The organism is Acinetobacter wuhouensis, from assembly GCF_001696605.3.
GTDB lineage: Bacteria > Pseudomonadota > Gammaproteobacteria > Pseudomonadales > Moraxellaceae > Acinetobacter > Acinetobacter wuhouensis.
Genome location: NZ_CP031716.1, coordinates 1,489,794 through 1,509,357, shown reverse-complemented (window position 1 = coordinate 1,509,357; position 19,564 = coordinate 1,489,794). Strand labels below are relative to the sequence as shown.

The 19,564-nt window shown below is 38.1% G+C and carries 24 protein-coding genes; 18 read left to right on the top strand and 6 right to left on the bottom strand.

Annotation, left to right across the window (positions count from 1 at the left end):
• Nucleotides 1–2 precede the first annotated feature (2 nt).
• The gene (locus BEN71_RS07850) at nucleotides 3–590 is read right to left on the bottom strand and encodes a hypothetical protein (RefSeq protein ID WP_068976078.1); all 588 of its coding nucleotides are present in this window, start codon (nucleotides 588–590) and stop codon (nucleotides 3–5) included.
• Between the two features lie 235 nt (nucleotides 591–825).
• Between BEN71_RS07850 and BEN71_RS19105 the strand changes: the two genes are divergently transcribed.
• The 13 genes from BEN71_RS19105 (at nucleotide 826) to pal (ending at nucleotide 11,725) form a co-directional block, all read left to right on the top strand.
• Nucleotides 826–1,029, top strand: coding sequence for a hypothetical protein (locus BEN71_RS19105; protein WP_152033034.1), 204 nt, complete (start codon nucleotides 826–828; stop codon nucleotides 1,027–1,029).
• Between the two features lie 202 nt (nucleotides 1,030–1,231).
• Entirely contained in the window at nucleotides 1,232–2,572 is a 1,341-nt protein-coding gene (locus tag BEN71_RS07845; RefSeq protein ID WP_068976079.1) for a deoxyguanosinetriphosphate triphosphohydrolase, read from the top strand.
• Nucleotides 2,572–3,219: a hypothetical protein gene (locus tag BEN71_RS07840; protein ID WP_068976080.1), complete on the top strand. Its 648-nt coding sequence runs from the start codon at nucleotides 2,572–2,574 to the stop codon at nucleotides 3,217–3,219. The genes BEN71_RS07845 and BEN71_RS07840 overlap by 1 nt, the downstream gene beginning before the upstream one ends.
• Before the next feature lie 22 nt (nucleotides 3,220–3,241).
• Nucleotides 3,242–3,844 carry a Holliday junction branch migration protein RuvA gene (ruvA, locus tag BEN71_RS07835; RefSeq protein ID WP_068976081.1) on the top strand — a complete coding sequence of 201 codons (603 nt, stop codon included), beginning with the start codon at nucleotides 3,242–3,244 and terminating at the stop codon, nucleotides 3,842–3,844.
• A 298-nt stretch (nucleotides 3,845–4,142) separates the two neighbouring features.
• On the top strand, nucleotides 4,143–5,147 hold the full coding sequence (gene ruvB / locus BEN71_RS07830; RefSeq protein ID WP_068976082.1) for a Holliday junction branch migration DNA helicase RuvB: 1,005 nt from the start codon (nucleotides 4,143–4,145) through the stop codon (nucleotides 5,145–5,147).
• 75 nt (nucleotides 5,148–5,222) lie between these two features.
• Nucleotides 5,223–5,858: a hypothetical protein gene (locus tag BEN71_RS07825; RefSeq protein ID WP_068976083.1), complete on the top strand. Its 636-nt coding sequence runs from the start codon at nucleotides 5,223–5,225 to the stop codon at nucleotides 5,856–5,858.
• A 212-nt stretch (nucleotides 5,859–6,070) separates the two neighbouring features.
• Nucleotides 6,071–6,478 carry a tol-pal system-associated acyl-CoA thioesterase gene (gene ybgC, locus BEN71_RS07820; RefSeq protein ID WP_068976122.1) on the top strand — a complete coding sequence of 136 codons (408 nt, stop codon included), beginning with the start codon at nucleotides 6,071–6,073 and terminating at the stop codon, nucleotides 6,476–6,478.
• Nucleotides 6,479–6,501: 23 nt separating this feature from the next.
• Nucleotides 6,502–7,200, top strand: a complete 699-nt coding sequence (tolQ, locus tag BEN71_RS07815; RefSeq protein ID WP_068976084.1) for a protein TolQ — start codon at nucleotides 6,502–6,504, stop codon at nucleotides 7,198–7,200.
• Nucleotides 7,200–7,655, top strand: a complete 456-nt coding sequence (gene tolR, locus BEN71_RS07810) for a protein TolR (protein ID WP_068976085.1) — start codon at nucleotides 7,200–7,202, stop codon at nucleotides 7,653–7,655. Before tolQ ends, tolR begins: the two co-directional genes overlap by 1 nt.
• Nucleotides 7,656–7,658: 3 nt before the next feature.
• Complete coding sequence (tolA, locus tag BEN71_RS07805; protein WP_068976086.1) at nucleotides 7,659–9,029, top strand: cell envelope integrity protein TolA; 1,371 nt, start codon at nucleotides 7,659–7,661, stop codon at nucleotides 9,027–9,029.
• Between the two features lie 66 nt (nucleotides 9,030–9,095).
• Complete coding sequence (locus BEN71_RS19540) at nucleotides 9,096–9,545, top strand: cell envelope integrity protein TolA (protein ID WP_406565269.1); 450 nt, start codon at nucleotides 9,096–9,098, stop codon at nucleotides 9,543–9,545.
• Between the two features lie 249 nt (nucleotides 9,546–9,794).
• The gene (gene tolB, locus BEN71_RS07795) at nucleotides 9,795–11,078 is read left to right on the top strand and encodes a Tol-Pal system beta propeller repeat protein TolB (RefSeq protein WP_068976088.1); all 1,284 of its coding nucleotides are present in this window, start codon (nucleotides 9,795–9,797) and stop codon (nucleotides 11,076–11,078) included.
• 77 nt (nucleotides 11,079–11,155) lie between these two features.
• The gene (pal, locus tag BEN71_RS07790) at nucleotides 11,156–11,725 is read left to right on the top strand and encodes a peptidoglycan-associated lipoprotein Pal (RefSeq protein WP_068976089.1); all 570 of its coding nucleotides are present in this window, start codon (nucleotides 11,156–11,158) and stop codon (nucleotides 11,723–11,725) included.
• A gap of 145 nt (nucleotides 11,726–11,870) precedes the next feature.
• Here the strand turns inward: pal and BEN71_RS07785 are convergent, their stop codons facing one another.
• Entirely contained in the window at nucleotides 11,871–12,056 is a 186-nt protein-coding gene (locus tag BEN71_RS07785; protein ID WP_068976090.1) for an NF038105 family protein, read from the bottom strand.
• A gap of 175 nt (nucleotides 12,057–12,231) precedes the next feature.
• Between BEN71_RS07785 and BEN71_RS07780 the strand changes: the two genes are divergently transcribed.
• The 5 genes from BEN71_RS07780 (at nucleotide 12,232) to BEN71_RS07760 (ending at nucleotide 15,569) form a co-directional block, all read left to right on the top strand.
• Nucleotides 12,232–13,206 (top strand): class 1 fructose-bisphosphatase, encoded by a 975-nt coding sequence (locus BEN71_RS07780; protein WP_068976091.1) that lies wholly within the window; start codon nucleotides 12,232–12,234, stop codon nucleotides 13,204–13,206.
• 97 nt (nucleotides 13,207–13,303) lie between these two features.
• A complete protein-coding gene (locus BEN71_RS07775) occupies nucleotides 13,304–14,080 on the top strand; it encodes a TrmH family RNA methyltransferase (protein ID WP_068976092.1) in 777 nt (258 codons plus the stop codon).
• 158 nt (nucleotides 14,081–14,238) lie between these two features.
• Nucleotides 14,239–14,853, top strand: coding sequence for an RNA polymerase sigma factor (locus tag BEN71_RS07770; RefSeq protein WP_068976093.1), 615 nt, complete (start codon nucleotides 14,239–14,241; stop codon nucleotides 14,851–14,853).
• Nucleotides 14,846–15,172 carry a hypothetical protein gene (locus BEN71_RS07765; protein WP_068976094.1) on the top strand — a complete coding sequence of 109 codons (327 nt, stop codon included), beginning with the start codon at nucleotides 14,846–14,848 and terminating at the stop codon, nucleotides 15,170–15,172. The genes BEN71_RS07770 and BEN71_RS07765 overlap by 8 nt, the downstream gene beginning before the upstream one ends.
• Complete coding sequence (locus BEN71_RS07760) at nucleotides 15,162–15,569, top strand: DUF3106 domain-containing protein (protein ID WP_068976095.1); 408 nt, start codon at nucleotides 15,162–15,164, stop codon at nucleotides 15,567–15,569. Before BEN71_RS07765 ends, BEN71_RS07760 begins: the two co-directional genes overlap by 11 nt.
• A 111-nt stretch (nucleotides 15,570–15,680) precedes the next feature.
• Here the strand turns inward: BEN71_RS07760 and BEN71_RS07755 are convergent, their stop codons facing one another.
• From BEN71_RS07755 to BEN71_RS07740, 4 genes are all read right to left on the bottom strand, one after another.
• Nucleotides 15,681–15,959, bottom strand: a complete 279-nt coding sequence (locus tag BEN71_RS07755) for a hypothetical protein (RefSeq protein ID WP_068976096.1) — start codon at nucleotides 15,957–15,959, stop codon at nucleotides 15,681–15,683.
• A 100-nt stretch (nucleotides 15,960–16,059) separates the two neighbouring features.
• Nucleotides 16,060–17,475, bottom strand: a complete 1,416-nt coding sequence (gene glnA / locus BEN71_RS07750; RefSeq protein ID WP_171404991.1) for a type I glutamate--ammonia ligase — start codon at nucleotides 17,473–17,475, stop codon at nucleotides 16,060–16,062.
• A gap of 422 nt (nucleotides 17,476–17,897) precedes the next feature.
• Entirely contained in the window at nucleotides 17,898–18,431 is a 534-nt protein-coding gene (locus tag BEN71_RS07745; RefSeq protein WP_068976098.1) for a GTP-binding protein, read from the bottom strand.
• A 115-nt stretch (nucleotides 18,432–18,546) separates the two neighbouring features.
• Nucleotides 18,547–19,488 carry a hypothetical protein gene (locus tag BEN71_RS07740; protein ID WP_068976099.1) on the bottom strand — a complete coding sequence of 314 codons (942 nt, stop codon included), beginning with the start codon at nucleotides 19,486–19,488 and terminating at the stop codon, nucleotides 18,547–18,549.
• Nucleotides 19,489–19,564: the final 76 nt, after the last annotated feature.

Genomic DNA, 19,564 nt, shown 5'->3' with positions numbered 1-19,564 from the left:
TTTCAGTGTTTTACCAAAGTCTTGTTATATTCATATATTCCTGAATTTTCAACCATTGAAATTTTCCAATAATGTGGATTTTCTAAGTTATGAATCGGTTGATAAATAAAAATTCGATGACCATATTGATCCATAAAGCTATAATCTGCTGAGCCTAAGTAGTACATTGACTCCTGAGTATCTGGGATTCGTTCCCAACCATTTTCCTTTAACTTTGAAATATAAATTTCTTCAAATTGTTGCTGTTTTAACTCAATGTCTGATATTTCAAATTGGAACAGTTTATAAGGCATTTTCTGAGGTACCCATGAGATATCATCATATTTAAACGGTGCTAACTTTTCAGCAAAAATGAGTTGTGCTTGATCATTGAAATAACTAAAAATTTTAGGTGAATTGCGAAGTCGTTCCTCCACAGTCACATCTGCATATTTCAAACGAGTTTTAGGTTCAAACAGTGATAAAAACTGAATAAAACCATAGAGAAATAAACCGACAACAATCCAAATTCCATAAGCGAAGAAATGTGCTTTTATTTCTAACTTGTAATCAAATTTTTCTTCTTGATCTTGATTGTTATTTTCCTGCAAATTTTTCTCCAATTTTGCTTTTACATGGTTTTAATTTACTTATGTGAACATCAGCTTAGACTATTTTTAAATCACTAATTTATCTTATTTTAAACCCATATATTAAAATTAATAGACTAATTAATAATCATATTTTCCTTAAATATTCATTTTTATAACACTTTTATTTCATTTAGACATACAATAAACCCATATTATATTTATGTGTTTTAATTCACATCAAGAGCGTTGCTATATGTCAGACACAATATCATCTACTTTGGACGAAACTTCAACATTAACGCTTGAGCGTTGTACGACTTGCAAAGAACTTGTAAATGCAAACGAACTTGACCCAAATTATGATGGCCCTTTAGCCACATATTCAGACCAAAGCTATTGTACTCTGAAATGTATGCTCGAATCTGAAACAGTCCAAACATCAATAAATGAATCATAAGCGACTGTTTTATTGTCAATAAGCAAGATTTAAACACCGATTGATTTAAATTTTGCTTATTATTTATTTTCAAATCTTCATTTTTAAAATTGAACCATCATTCCAAACACATGATTTAATTCGTCAACTTATGTCGCCCTACTCTAGTACATTCTCAATTAATTTGGCATGATGCAAATAAGTAATAGGTGAATAACGATAAATGACACAAATGCGTTGGTTAGAACTGCTCTCCACAGTTCGTTTAGGCAGTAAAAAGCAAAGTACAGAACAGGCACGTAGCCCATTTCATAAAGATTATGACCGTATTATATTTTCACAAAGTTTTCGTCAACTAAATCGTAAAACGCAAGTTCATCCGCTCACACAACATGATGGTATTCACACCCGTTTAACCCATTCCCTCGAAGTGTCTTGTATTGGGCGTTCGCTCGGGATGCTTGCTGCTGAAAAAATCAAAGATGAACTCCCGATGTGGATTTCCCCTGCCGATGTTGGGGCAATTATTCAAGCCGCTTGTTTGGCGCATGATATTGGAAATCCACCCTTTGGACATGCAGGTGAATATGCGATTCGAGAATGGTTTGACGATGCCTCACATACTGATTTTTTAAAAGATTTGAGTGCAGAACAACAAGCCGATGTCCGCCAATTTGAAGGCAATGCGCAAGGTCTAAGACTACTCACCAAAATTGATTATCATCCCAATGATGGCGGAATGCGCCTTACTTACGCAACGTTAGGGGCTTACTTAAAGTACCCATGGTTATCAAAAACCATCGAATCCCAAGGTGATACGCCAGCAAGTAAACGTGCCAAGTTTGGTTGCTATCAAGCGGAAAAAGATATTCTTCGACAAATTGCCACTCAATTAGGGTTAATTCAGTTAGGCGAAGATCATTGGTGTCGTCACCCTTTGACTTATTTACTCGAAGCAGCAGATGATATTTGTTATGCGCTAATCGATCTTGAAGATGGCATTATTTTAAATATGCTGACTTATGAAGAAGTTGAACCGATTTTCCTAGATTTACTAGGTGATTTTGGTATTCCTGCTGAACTGAATATGCCTTATACCACGTGGCAACAAAAAATTGCGGCTTTGCGTGGGCGTGTAATGAAACGCCTTGTAGATGAGGTCACCACCGCATTTGCCAAACAGCATTTTCAAATTTTATCAGGTCAACTCAAAGGTTCGTTACTGCAATATTGCTCAGAAGATATTGAGATTGGTATCGATCGTGCGAAAAACCTAGCACGTGAAAAAATCTTTGAGCATCCGCAAAAGTCAGGTTTGGAAATTATCGCCCATCAAAGTTTACAACATATTTTAGATGCTTTTATTCCATTGACTACACCGAATAAAACCCTAAGCTTTAAAGATGGTCGTTTAATGTCGATTTTGGAGCGTTTTGGAGCACGTTTTAGTGATGATCATTATGACAATATTATGCAAGTCTTAGATATTGTCAGTAAATTTTCAGATCATCAAGCCTATAACTTGGCGCAAGAGTTACAGGGTAATAAGGTTGGTTTTTTCTGATGAATAAACGTCATTTAGATCATGGAATAACAAACTATGAGTACTATTTATCAAATCAGGATGTTATTTGCCCTCAATGTAAATTACCAAGTGTCCTTTCGTACAGCCCCTGTGACGGTCAAACTCAATATTTTACAGAGGGTCATTTCAGTTTTACATGTAAGAATTGCTTATATACTTTGAATGGCTCAAAGCAAAATACTGAAAATGGATATTACTACGCTAGAGCTGATGGTCGTTGTCGTAAATGTGGTGGACAATGGCTTTATCCAAAAGAAAAACTAGTAAATTCTGGTTCTCTTCCTAAATATATTGAGCAACAATGTACATATTGTCATCACTTCACACAATTTGAAGAATATACAATTCATTTTGAGTATGACAAACAATTAGGATACACAAAATTTGGCTTAGATTTATATTTAAAAACACCAACACGTTGGGGTGACTTATTTGTCTATAATCAAAAGCAATTAACAGATTTAAAGGCTTTTGTAGAAGCCAATTTAAGAGAACGCACACAAAATACAGGCAATTCAAGTTATTACTCTCGCCTCCCTGCTTGGATAAAATCCGCACGAAATCGCAAAGAAATCCTCAAAGCACTTTTGCGTTTAGAGCAAATGGCAACTACTATTAAACCATGAACAAAATAAGTGAACACATGCAATGATCGGATGTCTAATTGGTGAAGTCTTAGCTTTGGAAGCACCGACTGTACTTTTAAATGTAAATGGTGTGGGCTATGAAATTGACACCCCGCTTTCAACTTTTTGCCAACTGCAAAAAGGTCAAAAAGTTACACTTTGGACGCATTTAGCCGTTCGTGAAGATGCTCAACTCCTGTATGGTTTTTTAAATCAACAAGAAAAAATCATTTTCCGCACTTTGCTTAAAGTGAATGGCGTTGGTCCTAAAATGGCTTTAGGCATTCTTTCAACCTTAAGCGTGGAAATGTTGGTACATACTGTTGAAAATGGTGATGTAAAAACACTGGTTAAAGTACCGGGTGTAGGTGCAAAAACTGCGGAACGCCTGATGATTGAACTACGTGATCGTTTTAAAGCCTTCACAGTGGGTGGAACATCTTCAACATCAACCACGACACAAATTCAATTTGCTGGGAATTCAGCGGTTGCCGAAGCAGAAGCCGCATTGCAATCATTAGGTTATAAACCACAAGAAGCACAGAAATTGGTCAATGCAGCCAAAGGTGATTTCACTGAAGCAAGTGATATTATCCGTGCAGCACTTAAATCGATGAATAAGTAGTTTTAATTACAAACTTCTAGCAAATATTTGATACGCGTAAAAGTCATCCGCAACTGTCTGAGGCAGGACTACTTTTGAAATAATATGTTTCTGCGATATAGTTGAAATAGTCCAGTAGTTGACGAGTTTTGCGGATGACAATGCTTTTGCTTACTTTTGGCGAAACAAAAGTAAGGCGAACCGCAGGTTTAACCTAAAATTTAAACTTGATCGATAAGACTCCGCAGTAATGACCATTATCAAAATCCATAATGGCATTATTATCAAAACAATTTCGGAAATTAGATTTATAAACGCTATGCAAGACCGTTTAATCAGTGGTTCTGAAAAACCCGAAGATCATTTTGATCGTGCCATTCGCCCAACTTCACTCGATGACTACATTGGTCAGCCTGTGGTACGAGAGCAAATGGAAATCTTTATTGGTGCGGCACGAGGACGTGGTGAAGCACTCGACCACACTTTAATCTTTGGTCCACCAGGCTTAGGTAAAACGACGCTTGCGAATATCATCGCACGTGAAATGGGTGGCAATCTCAAATCCACGTCTGGTCCTGTACTGGAACGTGCAGGTGATTTGGCGGCAATGCTGACCAATCTTGAAGAAGGTGATGTACTCTTTATTGATGAAATTCATCGTCTTTCTCCTGTGATTGAAGAGATTCTCTACCCTGCAATGGAAGATTATCAACTCGATATTATGATTGGTGAAGGCCCTGCTGCTCGTTCGATCAAGTTGGATTTACCGCCATTTACACTGGTTGCCGCAACCACACGTGCGGGTCTACTCACCTCACCTTTGCGTGATCGTTTTGGGATCGTGCAACGTCTTGAATTTTATTCTGTAGAAGATTTAACCCATATTGTGACTCGTTCAGCCAATCTTATGGATGTACCAATTACCCATGAAGGTTCAGTTGAAGTTGCACGACGCTCACGTGGTACACCGCGTATTGCCAACCGCCTGTTACGACGTGTGCGTGACTATGCTCAAGTCAAAGGGACTGGTGAAGTGACCCAAGAGATGGCGCAACGTGCTTTAGATATGTTGAATGTCGATAAAGATGGTCTAGACACACTAGATCGTCGTTATTTATCCATGCTGTTAGAACGCTTCGATGGCGGTCCTGCGGGCGTAGAAGCCTTGGCTGCGGCAATGGCGGAAGATTCAGGGACATTGGAAGATGTGATTGAACCTTATTTGATTCAGCAAGGTTATGCGATGCGTACTGCACGTGGGCGAATTGCCACCAATCAAGCTTATTTACAGTTTGGGATGACACCGCCTGAACCGAAAAATTAGTATCAAAGGGAGATTATTCTCCCTGATCTAACTCGACATTCAAATTCACGATTTAAAAAACTCAAAGATAATAAGATGAATGAAACACAAATCATTAAAAAAATTGAATTAGATTATTTGGCACAATTTTCTGCTGATCTTATTAATCTCACGATCCCGCGTCATATTCCTTTAGATCAACTCAATCATGCGCAAATGAATTATCTAGAAGAATTGCTCAATATTGAAAATAACGTCCACCTTGATATTTTTGTGAAAAATATCAAAACAAAAGAAATATTTGAAATTGAAATACAGGATTTTGAGAAAATAGCGCGATCTTCCTCAGACTATATCATTGAAAATATTAAATTTAACCTTACCTCAGCCATTATATTTATCGGAGTGTATTATCAAGAAGATATAGAACATTTAGCTAAAGACAAAGCATCCCCTGCAAAAATTAATAGGTTGTATATATGTATTGCCGTAATAACAATGATCTTCAGCATTTACCTCATCTTTAATATCAATGATCAATATGGGAAAATTTTTGAATTTATTGTATTTTCAGTCGGATTCCTTGCAATCGCATATATTTATGAAACTTTCAAATCTCTATTACCAAAACGAAAAAAATTAAGAGAAAAAGAGCATCAGTATTTAATTGCTGAATATTTAGGCTTACATCTCGAACAAACAGCAGTCAACATCTTAAAGTTAGACATTTGAGATTTGATTATCAATGATTAAATCTCCAGACTCCATGAGTCATAAATTATATCAATGATAAGATTTGAAACCTTGTGCCATTGGACAATTAAATCAGAATGCTAAACTGCAAACCGTTAAAGAGCATAGATTTGAGCAATTTTACAGCTCACAACTCCCTTCCATGCTCAAAAAATATAACACCTTGTAAATGTGCAAACTGGTAAATGATTATGGCGAATAAATTCGAGTTTCAAATCCGTGTATATATTGAAGATACCGATGCAGGTGGTATCGTTTATCATGCCAATCATATTCGCTTTATGGAGCGAGCACGTACAGAATGGCTTCGCGCATCTGGCATAGATCATTATTGGCATCAAAAAGATTATAATTTTGTTGTACATAAAATTGCTTTGAAATATTCTCGTCCTATACTTATGGATGATCTTATTACTGTTACCGCACGTGTAGTTTCATGTAAAGCTTCGTCATTTGTGTTGCAACAGAATATATATCGTGGTGAAATCATGCTAGCTTCAGGCGAGGTTGAATTGGCATGTTTAAGTACAGACATGAAACCTCGTCGAATTCCTGATGAAATCCGTGACTTAATTCTTAGAGAATTAGCCCACGAATAAAAATATTTTTGGCACATGTAACTATGGCAACACAACTAGAATCTTCTCTACATATCTCTGATTTAATTTTACAAGCGAGCCCCGTGGTTCAATTGGTCATGCTAATCCTTGTATTAGCTTCAATTTTTAGTTGGTTTCTGATTGCCAAGTTACATATGGGCTATAAAAAAGCCCGCCAAGGCGATGAACACTTTCAAAAAATCTTTTGGTCAGGTGCTGAACTCAATACTTTATATAACAATGCTCAACTCAATTCTAAACGAGACGGTTTAGAAGATATTTTCTATCAAGGTTTAAGTGAATTTCTAAAGCTTAAAAAGCGTCATGCAGATACTGCACCGATGATCGAAGGCACTGAGCGTATTTTACGCGTCGGTTTAAGTCGTGACCAAGGTCGTTTAGAACAAGGTCTAAGCTCACTTGCAAGTATCGGTTCTGTTGCACCTTATATTGGTTTATTTGGTACAGTTTGGGGCATCATGAGTGCTTTCATTGGTTTAGCTCAAGTTGAACAAGTGACTTTAGCCACTGTTGCACCGGGTATTGCAGAAGCACTTATTGCAACAGCAATTGGTTTATTTGCTGCGATCCCTGCGGTATTGGCATTTAACCATTACACGGCGAAAGGCGAAGAAATTTATTCTGATCGAGCTTTATTCTCGGAAGAAATGGTGGCGCTATTACAACGTCAATCTGTGGGTACTACACAGGAAGTTGAATAATGGCAATCCGACGCTCTGGCAGTTTTGACCGTATCAAAAAACCGTTAAAAAGTGATATGAATGTCGTACCGTATATCGACGTCATGTTGGTTTTATTGGTGATTTTTATGGTCACTGCACCGATGATCACCACTGGGGTAAAAGTAGACCTACCACAGGCGAATAATAATCCGCCAATTCAATCGGAAGATCGTCCTGCGATTGTCACGCTTGAAGCGGATGGTTCAATCAAACTCGAAGATAAAACACATAATAATGATGTACTAACACTCGATGAATTAAAAACCATACTGACAGAAAATCAAAAACAAGCACATGCGAATCAAAAGCAATTGTCTGTTTTGATCAATGGTAGCCAATCGCGTCCTTATGGTGAAGTCATGCAACTCATGTCTGCTCTTCAAGATGCAGGTTTAAACCAAGTAGGTTTATTGACCGAGTCTGTTAAAAAGTAAGTTATGAAAAATAATCAAAAGCCACAATCTAAAGAAACAGCGATTGCACTTGGATTTACGATTGGAATCCATGTGGTGGCACTGACTGGCTTACTTTTTCTCGGCTTAAGTAAACCACCTGAACCACCTAAACAGATTAAAACAGTATTAATCAAACCTGAAGACTTACCTCCTCCAGAGCCAAAACCTGTAGTGGATTCAGATTCAGTAGAAACTGCGGATACCCAAGTTGCAGAAAAGATTCAACAAACTGCTGAACCTGTTCAAGATGCACCGAATATTCCGACTGAGCAAAAACCTGATACTACAACCATTGATCAGCAAAAGGCTGCTGATGAAGCCAAAGCTGCCGCTTTAGAACAACAAGCCGCGCTTGCAGCTGCGAAAATAGCGCAAGATAAAGCAGCAAAACTGGCTCAGGCTAAAGCAGATGCAGCTGAAAAGGCGAAACAAGAAGCGGCTGAAAAAGTGAAGCAAGCCAAGAATGCTGCTGACAAGGCTAAAGCTGTTGCAGATGCTCAAGCCAAAGCTGAGGCAGCGGAAAAAGCGAAGCAACTTGCAAGAGCTGAAGCGAATGAAAGAGCTCGTCAAGCCAAATTAGCCGCAGATGCTAAACGTAAAGCGGAAGCGGCTGAGAAAGTTAGAAAAGATGCCGCTGATAAAGCACAACAAGTGAAAGCTGATGCTGCAGCAAAAGCTAAAGCTAAAGCAGAAGCTGCTGAAAAATCCCGTAAAGAAGCGGCAAATAAAGCCCAACAAGCAAAAGCTGATGCAGTAGCAAAAGCCAAAACGGAAGCTGCTGAAAAAGCACGTAAAGATGCTGCGGAGAAAGCGCAACAAGCAAAAGCTGATGCTAAAGCCAAGGCGGATGCGGACGCCAGAGCAAAGGCTAATGCGAAGGCAAAAGCCGATGCGGATGCCAAAGCTAAGGCTAATGCTAAGATAAAAGCGGATGCAGAAGCTAAACGTAAAGCAGATGCCGATGCAAAAGCCAAAGCAGATGCCAAACGTAAAGCTGATCTTGCCCGTGAATTAGACGATGAAAAAGCGTCTGCTGCTGAGCAAGCCAAAAACGCGGCTGCTAATAAAAAGGCTGAAGCACGTAAAGTTGCCTCTTCTGCAAAGCGTGATTTTGAAAATAAAGTTCGAAATGCTTGGCGTATGCCTGCAGGTTCTTCTGGGCAGAAAGCAACTGCACGGGTAACTTTGACAGACAGTGGCTCAGTCGCTTCAGTGATTGTGAATTCAAGCGATCCTGATGTAAAAGCCAGTGTAGAACAAGCTGTACGCGCTGCTGCACCTTATCCGATGCCATCTGATCCAGATGCACGTCGTGAGGCGCGTAGTTTTAGTGCTAATTTCACAGTTAAATAAAATGTTGATTCACCCTACTTCGGTAGGGTGAATTTTTACATGATCAATTATCAATATGGTTTACTTATGAAACTATTACCATGTCTCGTTTTATCATTATTTTGTAGCTATACATTTGCAAATACCGAGCTCAACCCAAATACAATCAACATTCCTTCTGTTGAAAAGAATATTCCAGTTGTAGAAAAAACTACGGAAGTCAAAAGGCGAGCTGATGCTCCACTGAATAAAAATACTGAAGCATTAAAAATTGCATCCTCGGCTAAACGAGACTTTGAAAATAAAGTTAAAAGGGCTTGGCAAGTACCAATAAATTCATCAGGACAACAAGCAACAGCACGAGTTAGTTTGAGTGAAAACGGTTCAGTAGCTTCTGTCAGTATAAATGCTTCTGATCCTGAAGTAAAATCCAGTATAGAACGCGCTATTCGAGCTGCTGCACCTTATCCAATGCCATCCGATCCTGATGCACGACGCCAAGCTCGAAGCTTTAGTGCTTCTTTTAAGGTTGAATAGTCTATGTATTCTTACTTCAGAATGACTCAACAGAATGACTCAACTAAAACGATATAAGTGAATACAACTAACTCAATAATCATCACATCAATGTAAGATTTTAAGCACAACTATTTATAGTATGAATATAACTTTTCGCTTAAGTAATCTTTTGTTCATAATTACATGCTTTATATAGATTAAAATCATGTCTTTATGCTACAAAGCTAACACAGTTAAAAAAACCAATATTTGAGTTAATGACGCCCCATGAAAATCATCCCTAAACATCTCTTAGGATTAGCAATTTTTGCTGCATTTAGTCCTGCACTGATTACGACAAGCTATGCACAGCTCCAACTCGAAATTGCCAAAGCACCTGAATCTGCACCGAAAATTGCAATCATCCCTTTTAGCAATGATCAAGCAATCTATCCGATTGTGGAACAAGATTTAAACCGTTCAGGTCGTTTTACCAGTGCTTCGAAAAACCTACCAGCAACAGCAAGTTTAAATAATGTCAATGCTGAAGCATGGAAAGCAGCTGGTGTCCCTTATGTAGTATTAGGTGAATCAAAAACCAATGCAGATGGCTCATTGGCGATTCATTACCAACTATATGACGTTGAAAAACAAAAATTCTTATTGAATGAATTACTCACTGTCCCAAAATCACGAGTACGTTCAGCTGCACACATGATCAGTGACGCAATTTACCAAGCACTTACAGGTATTCAAGGTGACTTCACTGGACGTATTGCTTATGTATTACGTAACCCAGCAACACCTGAACAGCGCTACACCTTGCAAATTGCAGATACAGATGGCGAACAACCAAAAACCATTTTAAGCTCACGCGACCCAATCCTTTCCCCTGCTTGGACACCTGATGCGAAAAAAATTGCATACGTTTCTTTTGAAACCAAACGCCCAGCAATTTATGTTCAAGACTTGGCAACAGGTACACGTGAAAAACTGGCTGGATTCCGTGGTTTAAATGGTGCGCCAAGCTTCTCACCTGATGGTAAATCAATGCTATTTACCGCTTCAATGCATGGTAATCCTGAAGTTTATCAAATGGATTTAGACTCACGCCAAGTCAAACGCATTACCAACGATAGCGCAATCGATACAGAAGCACGTTATTCACCAGATGGAAAATCATTTATTTTCACTTCTGACCGTGGTGGATCTGCACAGATTTATCGTTATAACTTTGCTGATGGTACGACTAAACGTTTAACTTTCCGTGGTGCATTCAACGCACGTGGTACTTTAAGTGCGGATGGTAAATATGTTGCATTGGTACATCGTCCATCGGGTAGTAACTATAAAGTTGCGATTCAAGAAATTTCGACAGGAATCACCAATATTCTCACCCCAACCAGTTTAGATGAATCACCAAGTTTCTCTCCAAATGGACAAATGGTGGTTTATGCAACACGTGAAGGTAATCGAGGTTTATTGGCGATCATGTCAACCGATGGTCGCTTCCGTATGAATTTACCAAGTGAGCAAGGTGAAGTCCGTGAACCTGCTTGGGCACCCAAATAATCGTTTGTTTTAAAATTTGTAAATGTTTCGTTAATTTAATATTCAATCAATTCAAAATTGAAGTACTGGAGATCAAGATGAAATCAATTCAATATCTAGCTTTACCCTTATTAGCAGTTAGCCTCGTGATGACAGGTTGTGCAAGCCGTAAACCTGCTGCAACAATTGAATCAGGCACAAATCCAAGTGGCTCAACGACTGTAAATACCGAAGGTCTAAGTGAAGATGCTGCTTTAAATGCTCAAAACTTAATTGGTGCATCGTCTAAAGGTGTAACTGAAGCGAATAAAGCATTCTTAGCGAAACGTGTTGTACATTTTGATTATGACAGCAGTGATTTGTCGAATGAAGACTATCAAACACTTCAAGCGCATGCACAATTCTTGATTGCCAATGCAAACTCTAAAGTGGCTTTAACGGGTCACACAGATGAGCGTGGTACACGTGAATACAACATGGCTTTGGGTGAACGCCGTGCAAAAGCAGTTGAAAGCTATTTAATTACCAATGGTGTCAAAGCAAATCAGCTTGAAGCAGTCAGCTACGGTAAAGAAATGCCGATCAAAACAGGACATGATGAAACTTCATGGAAAGAAAACCGCCGCGTAGAAATTAACTACGAAGCTGTTCCACCGCTTTTGAAATAATTTCTAAATCATGAATAGATTTTAAGTTCTTAAATCGTTATAGAGAATGCTCAATAAATTGGGCATTTTTTTATTTCTCACTTTACCTAGTTATTATCCAGTCCAATAAAAAGCGTCCATTTAAAAATGAACGCTCTTTTACAAATTAAGCCTTGGACTGCTCTGGCTTGGGGCTTTGCATGGATTCAATCATGTCATGTTTATTGAATTTTTTAAACTCAGGTTTCGCTTCATAATCCTTCCATGCATCTTTCACACTTTCAGTACTGATTTCTTTTAAATCAATACCTTCACCTTGTGTCGGAGTCGCTTCAAACTTTGCTGTTGTCATCTCAGTGCTCCCTCTTTCCATATCGTTATAGCTTCAACATAACACTTTATAAAATACTTGCAAGGGCAATTTCACGACAAATAACACAGGATCATTTCTATTTTTGTCTGAACTCATCTAAAATAGGCAGATTGTTTAATTTGATCGACTATTTTGCTTTTGGAGCACCCCTGATATGTCATATCGCACTCTATCCCAATATTTAGAACAACAACAAGGGAACCTTACACCTGAACTCGCAAATGTTATTGAAACAATTGCCACGACTTGTAAAGCAATTGATCAACTTCTTCAAAAAGGTGCTTTGGCAGGTGTATTGGGTAGTGCACAACATGAAAACGTGCAGGGTGAAGAACAAAAGAAACTTGACGTTATTTCAAATGACTACTTAATTGATGCATTAAAAATCAATAAAAATGTCGGTGGTTTAGCATCTGAAGAATTAGATGAATTCACCCCTGCACAAGAAAATGGTAAATATTTAGTTTTATTTGATCCATTAGACGGTTCAAGCAACATCGACATTAATATGTGTGTTGGTACAATTTTCTCTATTTTAAATGCAAAAAATGCAGTCACTCAAGCTGAAGACTTTATGCAAGCGGGTAAAGACCAAGCTGCTGCGGGTTATGTACTTTATGGTCCATCTACCATGATGGCATTGACTGTCGGCGCTGGCACAGTATTCTTCACTTTTGATCCTGAATCTAAAGAATTTTTACTGACTTCTGAAAGCATTCAAGTGGCTGCAGATACCAAAGAATATGCAATTAATGCATCAAACCAACGCCATTGGGAAGCACCTGTAAAACGTTATATTGATGAGTTACAAGCGGGTAAAACTTCAGTACGTGAAAAAGACTTCAACATGCGTTGGGTCGCATGTATGGTAGGTGACATTCACCGTATCCTATGCCGTAGTGGTATTTTCCTTTACCCATACGATACCAAAGATCCTCAAAAAGCAGGTCGCTTACGTTTAATGTATGAAGCAAACCCGATGAGTATGCTCATGGAACAAGCAGGTGGTGCATCAACCACTGGTCGTGTCCGCATTTTAGATATTCAACCGACAGAATTACACCAACGTGTTCCTGTGGTGATTGGTTCGAAAAATGAAGTTGAGCTTGTAACAAGCTACCACAACTAAGTTTTTAAAATTTTTTACTCTCTGCTTCAGGGAGTAAGTCCATTCAGGGGTTGTTGCAGATGCACAACCCCGATTTACATTTTTTGGATGCACTCCCATGCCTACCATATTTTTAGAATCACGTGATAACCCCAAAATTAAACACTTACGTGGCTTAATTGAACAAAATACCTATCGTAAAAAACAAGGACAAACCGTTCTTGAGGGAACACATCTAACACTCGCTTGGCTTGAAAAAAACCGCCAAATCAAGTCGATCTTTACTACCGAACATGCACTTGAACACCCTGATTTTGATGAAATTTTTTCTCAATACACAGGTGTCGTTTTTGTCTTAAGCGAAGCGTTATATAAAGATCTCAGCACTTTAGGCACATCTATCGCCTGCCTAGCAATTGTAGACCTACCCTCATCACGTGAAGCTTTGAATTTTACAGAAGACACCTTAATTCTTGAAAATATTCAAGATCCTGGAAATGTAGGTACACTACTACGTTCAGCAGCAGCGGCAGGAATTGAACAAATCGTCTGTACCAAAGGCTCTGCATCACTTTGGTCACCACGTGTCCTCCGTGCAGGTATGGGCGCACATTTTTCACTACAAACTTATGAAAATGTTGTACTCGAAGACATACTCAAACAATTTAAAATTCCAGTTTATGTCACTAGCTCACATAACGCAGAAAGCCTTTATTCAAAACAATTGCGAAAACAGTGTGTGTGGATCTTAGGTAATGAGGGTCAAGGCGTATCAGACTTCGCATTACAACATGCAGAAGCCGTAAGCATTCCACAACCAGGTGGTCAAGAGTCTCTCAACGTTGCTGTTGCTGGGTCAATTTGCTTCTTTGAAATGGTCAGACAGCGCCTATAATCGTTAATTTATTTTAAATTATGCCCGTTATTGTCAAAAATCATTTAAACTAAAAAAATAATTGATTTCATGTCAACCCATCACTGATTTTAAACGTTATATGGATACGAATTTAAAATATGTATGGTGGGTACCCAATGACGGGATTTTCCATCTCTATGGACTTAGCACCGAAGAAGTCACAGTCTGAATTAGCCAGTACTCAAGCGAGTACAGCTGAACAGCGTCTGCGTTTTTTTATGCAGGATGTGACAGGTCGTGCCTTAGTGATGATGGAAAATGCGACCCAAGGTCATAATGGGATTGCAATGGATTTGGTACAGGAAGCGTTTATTTCCCTGTATAAATCCTATGCTGACAAGTCCACAGAAGAATGGTATCCCCTGTTCTACACAATTTTAAATAATAAGTTACAAGACTGGCGTCGCAAAGAAGCGCGACGTGCTTCCCCATTCTCTTTATTTCGTAAAATTGATCTAGATTCTGACGAAGAAGAAGTGATGGAAATTGTAGATGAATCTACACCAAACCCACTTCAATTCTTAGATCAAGATGTCACTGTAGAAGAGATTCAAGAAGCCATCAGTCGCCTCCCTGTACGTCAACAACAAGCATTTATGTTACGTGCTTGGGAAGGTTTTGATACACAAACAACAGCTTCAATTATGAACTGTACTGAAGGTAGCGTGAAAACCCATTATCACAGGGCGATTCAAGGATTGAGAGCCACGCTATCACATCTAAATCCGTATGGAGGTTCATCACATGAATAATGATGATTTTACCAAACAAGTGACCACCAAATTGGATGGAATTGCTCGCAATCACCGTAATAAGGCAGTTGTGATCAATAACGTACTTGACCATATTGAGCATAAGCAAACATCACGTTTTGCACATTGGAAAATGACAGGATTTGCACTTGCAGCTGCAATCACTGGTTTTGTGGTTATTCCAAATGCTTTTGACTTATCAAAAGATGCTCAAACACCGCAACAAGTGGTGGTTAGCCCTAAACTCTCACCTCAAATGATGGAAGATTTAGACATGCTTTCTGTATTTGGCGAGGATAAAAATTCCCATGGCAGCTAGAAAATTAGTTTTGGCATTTTGTGCTATTGGTTTTCTACAAACAAGTTTTGCTGGATTTGAGCGTTTTTGGATTTTTTCTAAAGATGCAAATACTCAAGTCAACGAAACATGGGATGGGCTTTCTGAAGAAGAACAGAAAGCACTAATTAAGCGCTATCAAAATCTAAAAGAGATCCCAACCAATCAAAGCGTAGCTTTACAACAGCGCATGGACTGGTTCACCCAGCTGCCTGAACAAGAAAAGCAAAAAATGCGTGAAGTCTGGCAACAAATGAGCAGTAGTGAACGCAATGAAATGCGTCAAAAAATGCAAAAAGCAACAACAGCTGAACAACGCAATGATATTCGCGAAGAATATATGCAAAAATATCAATTAAACACAGTTGCCACTCATTAAATTTTTTTAGAAATTACAGCCAGTGAATGTCCTCACTGGCTTTTTTTGATTCAATCACTTGCCCTGCAATTCTTATCAATCACAGATTTAGTCCATCATCACATTGCTATGTTAGACATTATCCGTCTTAGCTATCACTTCAAACTTACCTTGAGGTGTTTTAATCAACACAAGTCCTTCACTACTAATGTAAAAACTCTTTGGGTAATCAAAAGCCAAAGCCAATTCTGGATTTCTCAACTCAACAAATTCAGCTTGCTTATATCCTTCAATTGTTCGTCCAATTTCAAGATATGTCACTTCAGAAAAATTTAATTTAAATCCTTTTTCATGATCTTGTGGATCAATCCAAGGAAAAAATCCAGTGTGTTTTTTTCGTGGTTTTGCCATAACAATTTAAATCATTCATTGATATTTTTATATTTTAACGCATTCAATAAAAAACCTGCATCGAGTGCAGGTTTTTTTATTGCTTAAATTCGTGAACGAATTACAAGCTGTAGTACATATCAAATTCAACTGGGTGAGTAGTCGTGTTAAGACGACGTACATCTTCAGTTTTAAGCTCAATATAAGCATCAAGCATATCTTTAGTGAACACGCCACCTTTTAACAAGAAGTCATGATCAGCTTTCAACGCCTCAATTGCCATATCTAAGCTATGTGCAACTGTAGGGATTTTAGCTTCTTCTTCTGGAGGAAGATCATATAAGTTTTTATCAGCTGCTTCACCTGGGTGAATCTTGTTTTGAATACCGTCAAGACCAGCCATTAACAATGCAGCAAAACCTAAGTACGGGTTCATCATTGGATCAGGGAAACGCGCTTCGATACGTTTACCTTTAGGGCTTGAAACGTAAGGAATACGGATAGAAGCAGAACGGTTACGCGCAGAATAAGCCAACATGATTGGTGCTTCATAATGCGGAACAAGACGCTTATATGAGTTTGTTGAAGGGTTTGTGATTGCATTCAACGCACGAGCATGCTTGATGATACCACCAATGAAATACAACGCCATTTCAGAAAGACCAGCGTATTCATCACCAGCAAACAAGTTCTTGCCATCTTTAGAGATAGACATATGAACGTGCATACCAGAACCATTATCACCAACCATTGGTTTAGGCATGAAAGTCGCAGTTTTAGCATATTGGTGAGCAACGTTCCAAACTGCATATTTAAACTGTTGAACTTCATCAGCTTTACGAACCATCGTGTTGAAACTTACACCAATTTCTAATTGGCAAGATGCAACTTCGTGGTGATGAACTTCTACACGACCAGGGCCCATGATGTCTTCAATACGAGCACACATTTCAGCACGCATGTCTTGTGAAGAATCTACAGGAGGAACTGGGAAGTAACCACCTTTTACACGAGGACGGTGACCAGAGTTACCTGATTCATAAGAATTGCCTGTAGACCAAGCTGCTTCTTCAGCGATCAATGTATGACGAGCACCAGACATGTCGATGTCCCATTTCACTTCGTCAAATACAAAGAATTCTGGTTCAGGACCAAAAAATGCAGTATCACCAATACCTGTAGATTTTAGGTATTCTTCTGCACGGCGAGCAATCGAACGTGGATCACGGTCATAACCTTGACCAGTTGAAGGTTCAATAACGTCACAAGTGATCACGACAGTCGCTTCAGCAAAAAACGGATCAAGGAAAGCTGTTTCTGGATCTGGACGTAAGATCATGTCAGATGCTTCAATGCCTTTCCAACCCGCGATTGAAGAACCATCAAACATCTTACCATCTTCGAAAGTATCTTCGTCGATCGTATCAGATGGGTAACTTACGTGTTGCTCTTTACCCTTAGTATCAGTAAAGCGAAAATCGACCCATTTTGCGCCACTTTCTTGTATGAGTTGAAGGACCTTGTTCGCCATGCTCATTTGCTCCAATGAATTTTTGTTGCACTTGTGAAGTGCGTGTTAGTAGTTGGTATTTATATAGCAATTTGCGTACCAACTTTTAAAATAATTGCTAATATGTTGAATTTCATATTAGAAAATAAGCTTAGCAACTATTAAATTTCATCTATTATACTTAGAGAATTTAGAATTGCACCATATTCACACACACTTCTCATTTTTAAATTATAAAGCACAACTTTGATGCACTATTTTTGTGCAATTATTCTGAACTGGATTAAATTGGTGCTTATTTTTTGCTAAAAAGACTGACCTCACAAAAAGCCAATCTGCGTTCCTAAGATAAAAAAAGCGTAAATATAAAATTTACGCTTAAAAAGTATTACTATTATTCATGATGAAAAAATTTTAAATCGTCGATAATGATCACTTTTATTGTGTGATCAACTAAATTCAACTTCCGCTCGAGCAATCAAAGATTCAACCATTAACAATACATCATCTTTTTTTCGTGCATCAACAGCAAAAATTGGCATGGTGTATTCATTTAAATGCATCCAATCTTTATATTGCTTCAAAAGATTTTGTGGATCTTCATCCACATGTGTTACACCAACAACAATGTTGTTTAAATATTCTTTAAATGTCTGAAAATAAAATTTTAGATCTTCAAGTGCATCTTTTTGAGAATGATCAATCAAGACTACAGCTCCGATCGCTCCTTTACAAATCACCGACCATACGAAATCAAAACGATCCTGTCCTGGCGTACCGTATAAGCCAATAACTACACCATCATCCAATCGAATTTCACCATAATCGATTCCAACGGTTGTTAATGCTTTGCTATGTGCATCTTCATCGGTATTTTGTGCTTCTGTAGATAATACTGAAATTTCTGATAATGATTTTATCGCTTGGGTTTTCCCCGCCCCCATTTTACCGCCAAAAACAATTTTATATTTATGTAAGATCACGTATTCATCCTTCAATTTTTACATTTAAATCTATTAAATTTCATCAGTTTTTCTTTAACTTTTAGATCAAGTACTCATATGATTAATTAGCATTTGTACCTATCTATCTAAAAAGCTAAAGTCCCAATTTTTTCCGTAATTTACCAAAGAAACCACGCAAGACACCTGATGATTGCTCTACTTTTTCAACCAATTTTGTTTCATCTGCTGAAATTTTTTTCAATACTTGGCTCAATAAACCAACTGAAACAAATCTATTAATTTCCGCTTCACTATAATCAGTTTTTTGAGCCACTTGCTGAATACTCGCACCACGTTCAAAGCATGCTGCAATCTTAAAAATCATTTGTCTTTCATTCTGATGAATAGGTTGCGGCCAATCTAGCAATTTATAACAATTTGATGAATTGTGTTTCTCATTGACTACATCTGAATACCACAATAGATCCCAAAGCCACGACGTTAAATCTACACCCTGCTGAACACTTACAGCCTGTGCCATTTGCATCGTTGCATAAGTATAATTTAAAGAAGCATCTGTACCTTGTATTTTTCTTGATACATCTGGCCACACTTGCTGAGTACGAATACTCGCCAAAGCAATATTACCTTTACCATCAAAAATCTGTACATTGCCATTTCTTTCATTAAACAGCTCTGGAATCACTTTCGTAATATCCACATTTTTTGAAATCTGGTTAACAATATTTACAGCTTTAATGCTGACAGGCACATCAAGATAGCGGTCTTTAAACCAGTTTCGGATCTCATCTGTGGCAATAAAAGGTAAATACAGTTTATCCCCTTCAATTTGCCCTGATTTTTCATTTTTATTCACCAGTCGTAAATAGGGAACTTTTTTAGCACCAACTAAATTCTGTATGGTTGGAGAACTAAAGAACATATCATTAACAAGTAAAATATCTAAATGAGGGTCAGCTATATTTGCCCAACTCACATCCAATGAGTCATCATACATTAAACGAACTTTTTGCTTAATTGTATCGAGTACATTTAAACTCAAACCAAATATGGCAATTTTTATTTCTTCTCTCATTTAGTCCCACGCCTTGCAAATATTGTGACTATGGTATCACTTTTATATAAGAAATATAATATACATCACTACAAAT